This is a genomic window from Paenibacillus sp. FSL A5-0031, assembly GCF_001956295.1.
Taxonomy (GTDB): domain Bacteria; phylum Bacillota; class Bacilli; order Paenibacillales; family Paenibacillaceae; genus Pristimantibacillus.
Genome location: NZ_MRTD01000020.1, coordinates 99061 through 113289 on the forward strand (window position 1 = coordinate 99061; position 14229 = coordinate 113289).

Genomic DNA, 14229 nt, shown 5'->3' on the forward strand with positions numbered 1-14229 from the left:
CTTATTTTACGTGTTTCAAGTTGTAGAAAGCTGATTTGCCAGCGTATTGAGCTGTCGAACCAAGTTGGTCCTCAATGCGAAGCAATTGGTTGTATTTCGCAACGCGGTCCGTACGGGAAGGAGCGCCTGTTTTGATTTGGCCAGCGTTTGTAGCTACAGCGATGTCAGCGATTGTGCTGTCTTCGCTCTCGCCTGAACGGTGAGAGATAACTGCTGTGTAACCAGCGCGTTTAGCCATTTCGATTGCATCAAAAGTTTCAGTAAGCGTACCGATTTGGTTAACTTTTACAAGGATAGAGTTACCTACGCCTTTGTCGATACCATCGGATAGACGCTCAGTGTTCGTAACGAACAGATCGTCACCAACGAGTTGAACTTTTTTGCCAAGCTTCTCAGTAAGCAATTTCCAACCATCCCAATCGTCTTCAGAACAGCCGTCTTCGATTGTAAGGATTGGGTATTTGTCAGCCCATGAAGCAAGTAGGTCAACGAACTCAGCAGGTGTAAACGATTTGCCTTCGCCTGCAAGCACGTATTTGCCGTCTTTGAAGAACTCAGTGGAAGCAACGTCCATACCTAGGAATACGTCAACGCCTGGCTTGTAGCCTGCGCGCTCGATAGCCGAGATAATTGTAGTAATTGCTTCTTCGTTTGAACCAAGGTTAGGAGCAAAGCCGCCTTCGTCGCCAACAGCTGTGTTAAGGCCTTTATCATGCAATACTGCTTTTAGGTTGTGGAAAATTTCAGCGCCGATACGAAGCGCTTCTTTGAAGCTTTCAGCACCAACAGGAAGAACCATAAATTCTTGAACGTCGATGTTGTTGTCAGCGTGCTCGCCGCCGTTGATGATGTTCATCATCGGAACTGGAAGCGTCTTAGCGTTGAATCCGCCAAGGTAAGTGTAAAGAGGTACATCAAGAGCGTCAGCAGCTGCGCGAGCTACTGCCATCGATACAGCTAGAATCGCGTTAGCGCCTAGCTTAGCTTTGTTTGGCGTACCATCAAGCTCGATCATTTTGCGGTCGATAGCTACTTGATCAAGAGCGTCAAGGCCAATGATTTCAGGAGCGATTTCAGTGTTAACATTTTCAACAGCTTTCAAAACGCCTTTACCAAGGTAACGGGATTTGTCGCCGTCACGAAGCTCAACAGCTTCGTATGCGCCAGTAGAAGCGCCGGATGGAACGATTGCACGGCCTTTGCCGCCAGACTCAAGGGAAACCTCTACTTCTACAGTTGGATTCCCGCGGGAATCAAGCACTTCGCGTGCGTATACATCAACGATAATTGACATGAGAGAAAACACTCCTTTTAAAGTTTTATTTTTTGTTGATTAATGTAATGCCTGTCATTTCAGCTGGTTTTGCAAGCTCAAGCAGATCAAGAACTGTTGGTGCGATATCTGCAAGAATACCGCCGTCGCGAAGAGTCTCGCCTGCTTTCGTTACGATAAGCGGAACCGGGTTCGTTGTATGTGCCGTAAACGGACGGCCATTCTCGTCGAACACCATGTCAGCATTACCATGGTCAGCCGTGATGATGCAGACGCCGCCTTTGGCTAGTACTGCTTCCACTACTTTGCCAAGGCACTCATCCGTCGCTTCAACCGCTTTGATCGTAGGCTCCAGCATGCCGGAGTGCCCTACCATATCAGGGTTGGCGAAATTCAGAATGATTGCGTCATGCTTGTCAGATTCAATCTCGCGTACCGTGGACTCAGCTAGCTCATATGCGCTCATTTCCGGCTTGAGATCGTACGTTGCGACCTTAGGGGAGTTAATAAGCACACGAGTTTCGCCAGGAAGCTCATGATCGCGTCCGCCGCTGAAGAAAAATGTAACGTGCGGATATTTTTCTGTTTCTGCAGTACGTAATTGAGTCTTGTTGTTTTGCACGAGCACTTCGCCAAGCGTATTATCAAGGTTCTTTGGTGAATACGCAACGAATCCGCCAACGGTTTCACTGAATAGCGTCAAGCAGACGAAATACAGATTAACAGGGCGCTTCTCGCCACGGTCAAAGCCGCGGAAGTCCTCGTTCGTGAATACTTGCGACAATTGAATCGCACGGTCAGGACGGAAGTTGAAGAAAATCACTGCGTCCTCGGATTCAACAAGGCCAACTGGCTTGTTTTCACCGTCTACTATAACCGTTGGCATAACGAATTCATCATAAACCGATTTCTCGTAGGATTCAACTACCGCTTGAATCGGATCGAAATATTGAGGGCCCTCGCCATATACCATAGCGCGGTAGGATTTCTCCGTACGCTCCCAACGCTTGTCGCGGTCCATTGCATAGTAACGGCCTTGAACCGTCGCAATGCGGCCTACGCCAACCTCTTCGATTTTGGCTTGAAGACGCTCTAGATAGCCCTTTGCACTGTCCGGGGACACGTCGCGGCCATCAAGGAAAGCATGAATGTACACTTCTTCAAGCTCTTCCTTCTTCGCTAGATCGAGCAATGCGAACAAATGCTCAATGTGGCTATGAACGCCTCCATCCGACAGCAAGCCGTATAGATGAAGCTTTTTGCTATTTGTTTTTACATGGCGAACAGCACCAAGGATCGTCTCATTGTCGTAAAATTCACCATCGCGGATCGATTTACTAATACGAGTCAAATCCTGATAAACGATGCGGCCTGCGCCGATGTTCAAGTGGCCAACCTCAGAGTTGCCCATTTGACCTTCAGGAAGTCCAACCGCTTCGCCGCATGCTGTCAATGTCGTATGCGGATAAGTTGACCAATAACGGTCATAGTTTGGTTTGTTTGCTTGTGCAACCGCGTTGCCCGTTACATCATCGCGCAAACCGAAGCCGTCGAGAATAATAAGCGCTACAGGTTTCGGAGCAGCCATATTACTTGGCCCCCTCGACCAGTGCGATGTAGGATGCAGGCTCCAAGCTCGCGCCTCCAACAAGTGCACCGTCAATATCAGCTTGACCCATGTACTCCGCTACGTTATTAGGCTTCACGCTGCCGCCGTATTGAATGCGAACCGCATCAGCAGTCGCTTGATCGTAAAGACCAGCAACAACGCTGCGGATATAACCGATAACATCTTGTGCATCCTCGGAAGTAGAAGATTTGCCTGTACCGATAGCCCAGATTGGCTCATAAGCGATAACAACTTCAGCCGCTTGTGCTGCAGATAGGCCAACAAAAGCCGCTTCTGTTTGCACTTTGCATACTTCTTTTGTTTGTCCAGCTTCGCGCTCTTCCAGCTTCTCGCCTACACAAACGATAGGAAGCAAGCCATTTTTGAAGGAAGCATGAACCTTCTTGTTTACGATCTCATCTGATTCCGCGAAATAAGCGCGGCGCTCGGAGTGACCGATAATTACGTATTTCACACCAAGATCCTTCAGCATAACGCCGCTGATTTCACCTGTGAATGCACCGTTGTCTTCAAAATGTACGTTTTGTGCTCCAATAGCAATCGACGTACCTTTTGCAGCTTCAACAAGTGCCGGAAGTGTTGTGTATGGCGCGCAGATCACGCTCTCTACACCTGCAACTTCAGCTTTACCTTTAATTTCGGAGAAAAATGTTACAGCCTCGGATACCGTTTTGAACATTTTCCAGTTACCTGCAATAATCGGTGTTCTGTTGCTCATGCGTAATCCTCCTCAAATCTATATAGTTGGGTAAATGTATTATTTATCGTTAAGAGCAACTACGCCTGGAAGCACTTTGCCTTCCATAAACTCTAGGGAAGCGCCGCCGCCTGTCGAGATGAAGTCCATTTTGTCAGCTAGGTGGAATTTCTCAGCTGCTGCTGCGGAATCGCCGCCGCCAATTACAGTATAGCCAGCTGTTTCTGCGCAAGCGCGAGCAACGGCTTGTGTACCATGGGAGAATGGCTCGATTTCGAATACGCCCATAGGTCCGTTCCATACAACCAGCTTGGAGTTTTTGATTACATCAGCATAAAGTTCACGTGTTTTAGGACCGATGTCGATACCTTCCCAATCAGCAGGGATGCTGTCAACGTCAACGATTTGTGTGTTAGCGTTAGCGCTGAAATCGTCAGTTACAACGATATCAACTGGGATCAAGAAGTTTTTGCCTAGTTTTTTCGCTTTTTCCATGAACTCAAGAGCCAAATCAAGCTTGCTGTTGTCTACAAGCGATTTGCCGATTTCATGACCTTGTGCTTTGAAGAATGTATAAGACAAGCCGCCGCCAATGATGACATTGTCAGCAATTTCAAGCATTTTATCGATTACAGCGATTTTGTCTTTAACTTTCGAACCGCCAACGATTGCTGTGAAAGGACGCTCTGGGTTGTTAAGCGCTTTGCCTAGTACTTCAAGCTCTCTCTCCATAAGAAGGCCTGATACAGCTGGCAAAATGTGTGCAATGCCTTCTGTCGAAGCGTGAGCGCGATGAGCAGCGCCGAATGCATCGTTTACGAACAGGTCAGCAAGTTTTGCAAAAGCTTTCGCTAGTTCTGGATCATTTTTCTCTTCGCCTTCATAGAAACGTACGTTTTCAAGCAATAGCACATCACCGTTGTTTAGTGCAGCAACTTGCGCTTCGACAGCTTCACCGATAGCTTCGTTCGCTTTCGTTACTTGCTTGCCTAGCAGCTCAGATAGACGTACTGCGGAAGCTGTGTGGCGAAGCTCTTCTACTACTTGACCGTTCGGACGTCCAAGATGACTTGCAAGAATAACTTTTGCGCCTTTTTCGATCAAAAAGTTGATTGTAGGAAGCGTTTCACGAATACGTTTGTCATCCGTAATTTTTCCATCTTCAAGCGGCACGTTAAAATCAACGCGAACAAATACTCGTTTACCAGCTAGTTCTGCAACATCACGTACACTTTTCTTATTCATCTATGAAGCCTCCCGAAAATGTGTTATGGAAAGGTATAGCGGTAGAATACAAAAAAAAGAAGGGCGTTCCTTCAAAGAAGAAACGCCCCCATGACTTACGACTCTAGAAGCCGCAAATCAAAAACCTTAGCTCCGCATGCGCGGTATGCTGCGGTCTTTAGTCCGTCTTCTTTGCTTACAGACCTTTGCTAGCAATGTAAGCAGCAAGATCAACTACGCGGTTCGAGTAGCCCCACTCGTTGTCGTACCATGAGATAACTTTAACCATGTTGCCTTCAACAACCATAGTCGAAAGACCATCGATTGTGGAAGAAGCAGGGTCGCTATTGTAGTCGCTTGATACAAGCGGCAATTCGTTGTAGTTCAAGATGCCTTTAAGAGGACCGTCAGCAGCTTCTTTCAATGCTGCGTTAACTTCTTCTACAGTAACGTTAACTTTAAGCTCAGCTACAAGGTCAGTTACAGATACGTTAGGCGTAGGAACGCGCATTGCCATACCGTTTAGTTTACCTTTAAGCTCAGGAAGAACAAGTGCAACAGCTTTTGCTGCGCCAGTTGAAGAAGGAATGATGTTCTCAGCAGCTGCGCGAGCACGACGCAAGTCTTTGTGAGGAACGTCAAGAACGGATTGGTCATTTGTGTATGAGTGAATTGTAGTCATCATACCTTTTACGATTCCGAATTTGTCGTTCAATACTTTTGCGAAAGGTGCTAGGCAGTTCGTTGTGCAAGAAGCGTTGGAAATAATGGTGTGTGCCGCAGCGTCGTATTTATCTTCGTTAACGCCGATAACTACTGTAATATCTTCGTTCGTTGCAGGTGCGGAGATGATAACTTTTTTAGCGCCGCCTTGCAAGTGAAGCTCAGCTTTTTCTTTCGCTGTGAAAATACCAGTTGATTCAACTACGATTTCAACGCCTACTGAACCCCAAGGAAGGTCTGCAGGGTTGCGCTCTGCGAATACTTTGATTTCGCGGCCATTTACGATAAGCGCGCCTTCTTTAGCTTCAACAGTACCGTCAAGTTGACCGTGTGTTGTATCGTATTTCAGAAGATGTGCCAGTGTTGCAGTATCCGTAAGATCATTTACTGCCACGATTTGAACATCAGGGTTGTTCAGTGCTGCGCGGAATACGTTACGGCCGATGCGACCAAAACCATTAATACCAACTTTAACCATTTTTGTTTCCTCCTAAGCGTTTTTAAAAGATTTATGAATATATTTCAAGACATTTTGCAGGTATGCCTTAACAGCAATTTGCAAAGCGTCATGATTCCTTATTGCCTTCTTCTTGACTATGCTTCTCTTGTTCGATCAAAGCTACGATTTCGAGCGCTGCTGCTTCATCCGTTACGAGTACATCATTGTGTCCAAAGCGCATCACTGCCGCTATAGCCTCGCCTTTGCTCTTGCCGCCGGCAACACCTATAACAACTTCAGTTTTAACAATATCCTCGAGCCGTAACCCCACCGTTTGCATTTTGTGCACGACAGCGCCTTTTCGGTCAAAATAAAACCCGAACGACTCCGCCAAAGCACCCTCAGCTTCCATAGCATCAATAACTTCACGCTCTAGCCGCCTGCGTCTTGCCATAACCATAGCATCTCCGATACCATGTACAACGATGCGAGCACTGCGGATGACATCCACAATTTCTCGAATGTTCGGCTCCTGCATAATAGATGCAAAAGCTTCCTCTCCCAGATGATCCGGCACATGCAGAAGTCTGTACTGCGCTCCTGTACGCTTAGCCATCATGGAAGCAATCGTATTCGCTTGATAATCCAAGCTCTCCCCTAGACCGCCTCTAGCCGGTACGAACAAGTTCGTATTCAGCTGAGAAGAACTAATCAGTTGATTCGACAGCTGTGCAATCGTCGTTCCGCCTGTTACAGCTACAACGTCGTTAGGCTGCATTACCTTGATAAGCACCTGACATCCCGCACGACCAAGCTCTCGCTTTGTTTGGGCAGAGACTTCCGAATCGCCAGCAACTATAATGACCTGCGATAGGCCGTAGTGGCTGCGAATCGTTTCCTCCAGTTCGGATAGTCCGAACATTGTCTTGTAGAATGGCTCAAGCTGCTCTAATAGAAGCTTGCCTGAATCGCTAATCCGCATGCCTCCCGAATGAATCTCGAGCAGCCCCTGCGTCTTTAGGAAATCGGTCTCTGCCCGAAGCATACGCTCCGTCATCGATAATACAGAAGCCAACGTTCGACGTCCGATTAAATCCGATACCATTACTTGATGCAAAATCGAATATCGTTTCTTCATGACCTCTAGCAGATCAGGCACAAGCTGCTGCTGCAGTTCAATGATCTGACGCATTTCTCATCCTTCACTCCATCGGCCTATAGCGTATTCGCTTCAAATACGTTGGACTCAATATGTCCCGCGGTATCATTTCAAGTCCCACCTTTAGTTTATCGGAAATAACCGATTGTAGCAATAGCCGATTATCAATTGGAAACGGTTTCCGACGCATTTTTAACAAATTTAATTTTTGAACATCGCTTGCTTTAAAATCTTTAATATCATATAATCATTTTTGCGACTATTTTCTTACAAAAGCAGATAGGCAACAGCAGCTTTTTCTTATGCGCCCGTGGTCCAATGGATATGACGCAGCCCTCCGAAGGCTGAGATCTAGGTTCGATTCCTTGCGGGCGCGCCAATACTTTTTATTATCGCAAGTTCAAACTCTATATTGATACACACGAACCGTTCCTATACGCTGGAACGTTTTTTTTATTTTAAGCAACGGCCAAGTAATTAATCTCCCGCTATAACATCCAACCTATGCCTCATGGAAAACACTCCAAATTGCGCTTGTATATTTCATCCAATCCACTTCAAACCCATTTTTTTCGTATACGCAGCAAGGGAATTGCAGACCCGTTTGACTATCTTTGACTTTTGACTTTTCATCCGTTATTATGAGAATACGATTTAACCATTCATTGTTTTTTAGGAGGGGGCTTACGTTGGATATGAATTTCGTTCCTATGGTTATTGAGCAAAACAATCGGGGTGAGCGTGCGTATGACATTTACTCTCGCCTACTGAAAGATCGCATTATTTTTCTAGGATCAGGTGTAAATGACGTGGTGGCCAACTCCATCATCGCTCAATTGTTATTCCTGGCGGCAGACGACCCTGAGAAGGACATTTCTCTTTATATTAACAGCCCGGGCGGCTCAATTACGGCAGGCATGGCTATTTACGATACGATGCAATATATTAAACCTGATGTATCTACGATTTGTGTAGGTATGGCTGCTTCTATGGGTGCTTTCTTGCTTACTGCAGGTGCAATTGGCAAACGTTACGCGCTTCCGAACAGCGAAGTCATGATCCATCAGCCACTTGGCGGAGCAGAAGGCCAAGCAAGCGATATCGCCATTCGTGCGAAACGCATTATCGGCATGCGCGACAAGCTGAACGGTATTTTGGCAGAGCGCAGTGGACAATCGCTTGAACGTATCGAGAAAGATACAGACCGCGATTACTTCATGAGTGCAGCAGAAGCCAAAGAATATGGCTTGGTTGATAAAGTAATTGAGAAACTCGCATAATTCATTCCGATTCCGCTAGGTAATAGGTTTGAACGCAAAAAAGAGCAAGTTCGGATTCATCCGAGCCTGCTCTTTTTTTTATTGCAAACACATTCGTAAGATTATTGTACAATCCATATAAAAAAAGAGCTGCCGCCGCAAGCTCATAATGAACCTGCGTGACTTCTCTCCTTCTTCATTATTGGTTCTCCAGCTCTTCTTTGCTTACCAAAGCGACTAAAGCGTTTACAGCCTGTTCTGCGTCCGAACCCTCAGCACTAATGGATACTTCAGTGCCAGAACTGATAGCCAAACTCATAATACCCATTATGGATTTAGCATTTACTTTTTTGTCGTCTTTCTCTACAAATACTTCGGAGGAAAATTTGTTCGCTTCTTGTACGAATAATGCTGCTGGTCTTGCATGTAGTCCAGTCTTAAGACGAACAACAACCGGAAGCCTTGTCATGGAAACCATACCCCCTATATTTTTCTCAATCATTAGCATGCGGCAAAAGCTTATACGGCTCTGTTTGCCGTCTTCTGGCTGCAAAAGCTCGTTTCCGGACAAAGATAAGATGTGTAAGTATCAATGCTGCTTATTCTTATCTTTAAAAATTGCGTCATTTTAAATTATTATATCATTATACCAGCTGATGCACTAGGATAAAAGTTCAGACACCACGGATTTTTTCCGCAAGTGCGTCGATTTTGCGCAAACGATGGTTTACGCCTGACTTACTGACCTTTCCTCCGAGCATTTCGCCGACCTCTGTCAAATTCATATCCGGATGCTGAAGCCTTATCTCAGCTACTTCCTTCAGCTTATCAGGCAAGCTATCCAGTCCTACTTCACGTTGAAGCAGCTTAATGTTCTCGATCTGACGAACAGCTGCACCAATCGTTTTATTTAGATTGGCCGTTTCGCAGTTTACGATCCGGTTTACTGAATTGCGCATGTCGCGCATGATTCGAACATCTTCAAACTTGAACAGAGCTTGGTGCGCACCAATAATATTGAGGAGCTCGATTATTTTCTCGCCCTCTTTGATGTAGAAGATAAATCCCTTTTTTCGTTCAATGCATCTCGCGTTAAGATCAAATTTGTTCGCGAGGTCAACTAACGACTCACAATGCTCTTGGTACATCGAAGAGATTTCCAAATGATAAGATGAACCTTCTGGATTGTTAACCGATCCGCCAGCAAGAAACGCACCCCGTAGATAGGAGCGTTTGCAGCAAGGCTTGCGAATGATTTCCTTATCGATGCCTAAATTGAACATAAAACCTTCCGATACAATTTTGAGCTCGCTTAATATTTCCTGAACTCTAGCCGGTATACGGACAATATACACGTTATTTTTTTTCAATCTCATCTTTTTACGGACAAGCAGTTCTACATGCACATCATAATGTTTTTTGAGCAGGGAATAAATCCTTCTGGCAATCGCGGCATTTTCCGTTGAGATGTCCAAAACGACTTTGCGGCTAGATACGCTAACCGAACCATTCATCCGTATGAGTGCAGATAGCTCCGCTATCTCACAGCAGCTGTCCGCTTCAATTAATGTCAGCTCTTTCTTTGTTTGGGCCGCAAATGACATTGTGTATCACCTCTTTCGTAACATCCAGTTCTCTACCAGCTTATAAATATGATGGCTTAAGCGTTCGGCATCATGCCGAAGAAAAGTGCGAAACAATACTAGCCGATCCGCAATGACTTCATAACCCTTTTGCGTAACTGCATCTAAATCCAAATGGACGGCCTTTGCACCAAGCTCAGCATATCTGCTTTCGATTTGCGGCGGAATTTCGCCGTCATTTACAATGACATAATCGAATAGATGTTGACCGATATGAGCATGAATGGCATCAAGGTGATCGCCTACCGAATAATTATCAGTCTCCCCAGGCTGCGTCATTACATTACATACAAATAATTTTACGGCTTCTGATTCCACGATGGCAGTTGCCAGTTTAGGAACTAGCAAGTTTGGAATAATACTTGTATATAAGCTGCCCGGTCCAATCAAAATAGCATCGGCCTGTTCGATGGCCTCGACCGCCTCTCGCAGCGGTTCGACATCAGCTGGTTCCAAAAATACTCGTTTAATGACCTTGCCAACTTTCGGAATCATGGATTCCCCTGTGACAATGCTGCCATCAGCCATTTCCGCTTTAAGTACGATAGCCTGATTCGCTGCGGGCAGAACCCGTCCTCGAACGGCTAACACACGGCTCAGCTCACGAATCCCCGTTACAAAGTCGCCGGATATATCGGTCATTGCTGCCAGCATAAGATTGCCAAGGCTGTGGCCTGCAAGTCCCGGCACCGTTTTGAAACGATACTGAAGAACCTCAGTCAGCAGCGGCTCAGCATCCGCTAATGCCATAAGTACGTTCCGAATGTCACCCGGAGGCGGAATTTGCAGCTCATTGCGTAAAATGCCTGAGCTCCCGCCATCATCGGCAACCGTAACAATCGCGGTAATATCGAGCGGCTTCTCCTTAAGACCTCGCAGCATAACAGAGAGACCTGTACCGCCGCCAATTACGACGATTTTAGGCCGTCTCATTATCTTGTGTCTACTTTGCATTCTCTCACCTCGTCAATGCTTGTCACGTTCGGCATCGCGATGGCTGACACGCACACGTTCCGTATCACTGCTGCCGAGCATGCGTCCCAAATATTCTGCTATAGCAACGGAACGATGCTTACCGCCAGTACAGCCAATACCGATAACAACCTGACTTTTCCCTTCCTTACGATAGAGCGGAATAAGGAATTGCAACATATCCAGCAGCTTCGTTAGAAATTGCTGAGTTTCAGGCCATTTCATAACGTATTCATATACATCGGGATTTTGACCGGTATTTGGGCGCAGATGCTCGACATAATGCGGATTAGGCAAGAAACGAACATCATAGATCAAATCCGCATCGATAGGAATGCCATATTTAAAGCCAAAGGAAGTTACATTTATCGACAAGCTGTTTTGCTCTAGGTGTGTAAAATGAGAAATAATACGTTCCTTCAATTGAGCTGGTTTCAAAATACTCGTATCAATAACCTGTGATGCCCAGCCCTTTAAATCTTCAAGCAGGCGACGTTCGTTGCGAATGCCCTCAAGCGGCATGCCCTCAGGCGCCAGCGGATGGCGCCGCCTACTTTCCTTATAGCGCTGAACCAAGACAGAATCAGTTGCATCCAAAAATAAGATTTCACAGCTAATCGTATAATGCTCCTTGATATAGGCCAACGACTCCGAAAGCGCCGTGAAAAACTCACGCCCGCGCAAATCGATAACAAGCGCAACGTTGCCGATTTTACCGTTCGACTGATCGATCAACTCTGCAAATTTAGGAATAAGAACGGGCGGCAGATTATCTACGCAGAAGAAACCGAGATCCTCCAGGCTTTGGACAGCAATGGTCTTGCCCGCGCCAGACATCCCGGTTATTATGACAAGCTTTGCTACTGCTGCTGTCGTTTCCATGAATAAACCTCCTAAAGACTTTGCGAATGCAAAGTCACTTCGTAAGGATATGCTTAGACTTTGCGAATGCAAAGTCACTTCGTAAGGATATGCTTAGACTTTGCGAATGCAAAGTCACTTCGTAAGGATACGCTTAAGGTTTGCGAACGCAAACCTACTTCGTTAGAATAGGCTAAGACTTTGCAGATGCAAAGTCTCTTCGTCATTGACAACTATGAAATTAACCTCTTAGAATAAGGCCTGCTGCGCCTACAACGCCAGCGTTGTTGCCTAGTGTTGCCGCTACGATTTGCACATTTTCTTTCGCTTGATCCTGTGTATACTTGTCGAATACTTCACGAATTTGCTCGAATAAAAATTCTCCAGCCTTCGAAACGCCGCCGCCAATGATGAAATATTGCGGATTCAATACAATAGCCATCATCGCCATTGATTTACCCAAATAATAAGCAGCACGGTTTACGATGCGAGTTGCAACTTCGTCTCCTGCTTTAGCTGCATCAAGAACATCCTTCGCCATAATATCCTCAACAAGTGAAAGCGATGTACGATCGCCGCGTTCAACTGCATCTTTTGCCATACGGATAATACCTGTTGCAGAGGATACCGTTTCCAAGCAGCCGATTTTGCCGCAGCCGCATACAATAGCTTCAAGATCAGGCACGATAGCCATATGACCAAGCTCGCCAGCCATACCCATAGAACCTTCAACGATTTTACCATCTATAATAATGCCGCCGCCTACGCCTGTGCCGAGTGTGTAGCATACGCAGTGCGCGATGCCTTTGCCCGCTCCGCCCCAAGCTTCGCCTAGTGCAGCAACATTCGCATCATTATTAACTTTAACTGTCTTATTCAGCTCTTGCTCCAAATAAGCCTTAAGATTGACGTTCTCGATTTTTAAGTTTGGTGCAAATTTCACAATTCCGTTTGGAATATCTAGGAAGCCAGCAATACCAACGCCTACCCCGTCAACTTGCTCCCAATCATAGTCCGATTCCACTACGATTTGTTGTGCATATTTCGCAATATTTTGAAGGATAGTGTCCGTTCCTTTACTCGCCTCCGTCGGCCCCTCGTACGTCTGGAGCAATTGCCCATCCGAATTACAAATACCTACTTTAATAGCAGTTCCGCCGACATCGACTCCAACGTAAATCTTCTCAGACATCACTAGTCCACCTCATCAATATGTTAATCTTCTCTTGTAACACTATAAGCGACCTTCATCCTCTGGTCAAGATAGAGGAATACTGGCAAATCAACCATTCTAGGCTTAGAAAAAACGCCTTCAGCATTTAATGAAAAAGCTATACCTTCAAGCATGTCGCTCTGCTGGTATAGCCTCTTCTTTATCTTATGTTGCAACTCGTCAAGTATTAAAGCGATTTGCTCCAGTCGTGCGTAATTGCACCCTCCAAATATCTTTCACAATCCAGTGCAGCCATACAACCGCTGCCTGCTGCTGTAATTGCTTGACGATATTTGCTGTCTTGAACATCTCCACAAGCAAACACGCCCGGTACATTCGTTTCAGATGTGCCTGGTTTTACAACAATGTAACCATGATCGTCCGTATCGATTTGACCTGCTAGGAATTTCGTGTTTGGCGTGTGGCCGATAGCGATAAAGATTCCGTCTGTCTCAATAACATCCTCTTCACCTGTCTCGTTGTCACGAACTTTAAGCCCAGTAACACCCATGCCAGTTGCTACAACCTCAACCGGTGTGCGGTTTAGGCTCCAGCTGATTTTCTCGTTCTCACGAGCGCGATCCTGCATGATTTTTGATGCGCGAAGCTCATCACGACGGTTAACAAGCTCTACGTTTGAAGCAAAACGAGTAAGGAAGTTTGCTTCCTCCATCGCAGAGTCGCCGCCGCCCACTACGATAATTTTTTTACCGCGGAAGAAGAAGCCATCGCAAGTTGCGCATGTGCTTACGCCGCGGCCAACGTTTTCTTTCTCGCCTGGAATGCCGAGGTATCTAGCCGATGCACCAGTAGAAATAATGATGCTCTCCCCAACAAGCTCGCCGTGGCCTTCCACTTGAAGCTTGAATGGACGCTCTGACATATCCACGCTATTAACCCAACCCGTAATAAACTTAGCGCCAAAGCGCTCCGCTTGCTTACGCATGTTTTCCATCAGCTCAGGACCCATAATCCCTTCCGGGAAACCAGGGAAATTCTCAACCTCTGTTGTTGTTGTCAATTGACCGCCAGGTTCTGGACCTTCAATAATGAGTGGGCTCATGTTAGCGCGAGCCAAATAAATAGCTGCTGTAAGTCCCGCAGGACCAGTACCGATAATAATTGATTTGTACATA

The 14229-nt window shown here is 46.1% G+C and carries 13 protein-coding genes and 1 tRNA gene; 2 read left to right on the forward strand and 12 right to left on the reverse strand.

What is annotated here, in order from left to right; all coding sequences use genetic code 11:
* Window position 1: 1 nt before the first annotated feature.
* The 6 genes from eno to BK120_RS27730 form a co-directional block, all read right to left on the reverse strand.
* On the reverse strand, window positions 2-1294 hold the full coding sequence (gene eno, locus BK120_RS27705) for a phosphopyruvate hydratase (RefSeq protein ID WP_076270740.1): 1293 nt from the start codon (window positions 1292-1294) through the stop codon (window positions 2-4).
* A gap of 25 nt (window positions 1295-1319) precedes the next feature.
* Complete coding sequence (gene gpmI / locus BK120_RS27710; RefSeq protein WP_076270741.1) at window positions 1320-2861, reverse strand: 2,3-bisphosphoglycerate-independent phosphoglycerate mutase; 1542 nt, start codon at window positions 2859-2861, stop codon at window positions 1320-1322.
* A 1-nt stretch (window position 2862) separates the two neighbouring features.
* Window positions 2863-3621, reverse strand: a complete 759-nt coding sequence (gene tpiA / locus BK120_RS27715) for a triose-phosphate isomerase (protein ID WP_076270742.1) — start codon at window positions 3619-3621, stop codon at window positions 2863-2865.
* A gap of 39 nt (window positions 3622-3660) precedes the next feature.
* Window positions 3661-4845, reverse strand: a complete 1185-nt coding sequence (locus tag BK120_RS27720; RefSeq protein WP_076270743.1) for a phosphoglycerate kinase — start codon at window positions 4843-4845, stop codon at window positions 3661-3663.
* Between the two features lie 175 nt (window positions 4846-5020).
* The gene (gene gap / locus BK120_RS27725; protein WP_076270744.1) at window positions 5021-6025 is read right to left on the reverse strand and encodes a type I glyceraldehyde-3-phosphate dehydrogenase; all 1005 of its coding nucleotides are present in this window, start codon (window positions 6023-6025) and stop codon (window positions 5021-5023) included.
* An 88-nt stretch (window positions 6026-6113) separates the two neighbouring features.
* Entirely contained in the window at window positions 6114-7178 is a 1065-nt protein-coding gene (locus tag BK120_RS27730; RefSeq protein ID WP_076270745.1) for a sugar-binding transcriptional regulator, read from the reverse strand.
* Window positions 7179-7449: 271 nt separating this feature from the next.
* On the opposite strand from BK120_RS27730, the gene BK120_RS27735 reads away from it, so the two are divergent.
* Window positions 7450-7524 (forward strand) — tRNA-Arg (locus BK120_RS27735).
* 316 nt (window positions 7525-7840) lie between these two features.
* Window positions 7841-8425 carry an ATP-dependent Clp endopeptidase proteolytic subunit ClpP gene (gene clpP, locus BK120_RS27740; protein WP_169091151.1) on the forward strand — a complete coding sequence of 195 codons (585 nt, stop codon included), beginning with the start codon at window positions 7841-7843 and terminating at the stop codon, window positions 8423-8425.
* 178 nt (window positions 8426-8603) lie between these two features.
* Here the strand turns inward: clpP and BK120_RS27745 are convergent, their stop codons facing one another.
* From BK120_RS27745 to trxB, 6 genes are all read right to left on the reverse strand, one after another.
* A complete protein-coding gene (locus tag BK120_RS27745; protein WP_028609180.1) occupies window positions 8604-8873 on the reverse strand; it encodes an HPr family phosphocarrier protein in 270 nt (89 codons plus the stop codon).
* A 205-nt stretch (window positions 8874-9078) separates the two neighbouring features.
* Window positions 9079-10008, reverse strand: coding sequence for a DNA-binding protein WhiA (whiA, locus tag BK120_RS27750; protein WP_076270746.1), 930 nt, complete (start codon window positions 10006-10008; stop codon window positions 9079-9081).
* A gap of 6 nt (window positions 10009-10014) precedes the next feature.
* Window positions 10015-10980 (reverse strand): gluconeogenesis factor YvcK family protein, encoded by a 966-nt coding sequence (locus tag BK120_RS27755; protein ID WP_305953909.1) that lies wholly within the window; start codon window positions 10978-10980, stop codon window positions 10015-10017.
* 33 nt (window positions 10981-11013) lie between these two features.
* Window positions 11014-11901, reverse strand: a complete 888-nt coding sequence (rapZ, locus tag BK120_RS27760; protein ID WP_076270748.1) for an RNase adapter RapZ — start codon at window positions 11899-11901, stop codon at window positions 11014-11016.
* 220 nt (window positions 11902-12121) lie between these two features.
* Window positions 12122-13072 (reverse strand): ROK family glucokinase, encoded by a 951-nt coding sequence (locus BK120_RS27765; RefSeq protein ID WP_076270749.1) that lies wholly within the window; start codon window positions 13070-13072, stop codon window positions 12122-12124.
* A gap of 208 nt (window positions 13073-13280) precedes the next feature.
* On the reverse strand, window positions 13281-14228 hold the full coding sequence (trxB, locus tag BK120_RS27770) for a thioredoxin-disulfide reductase (protein ID WP_076270750.1): 948 nt from the start codon (window positions 14226-14228) through the stop codon (window positions 13281-13283).
* Window position 14229: the final 1 nt, after the last annotated feature.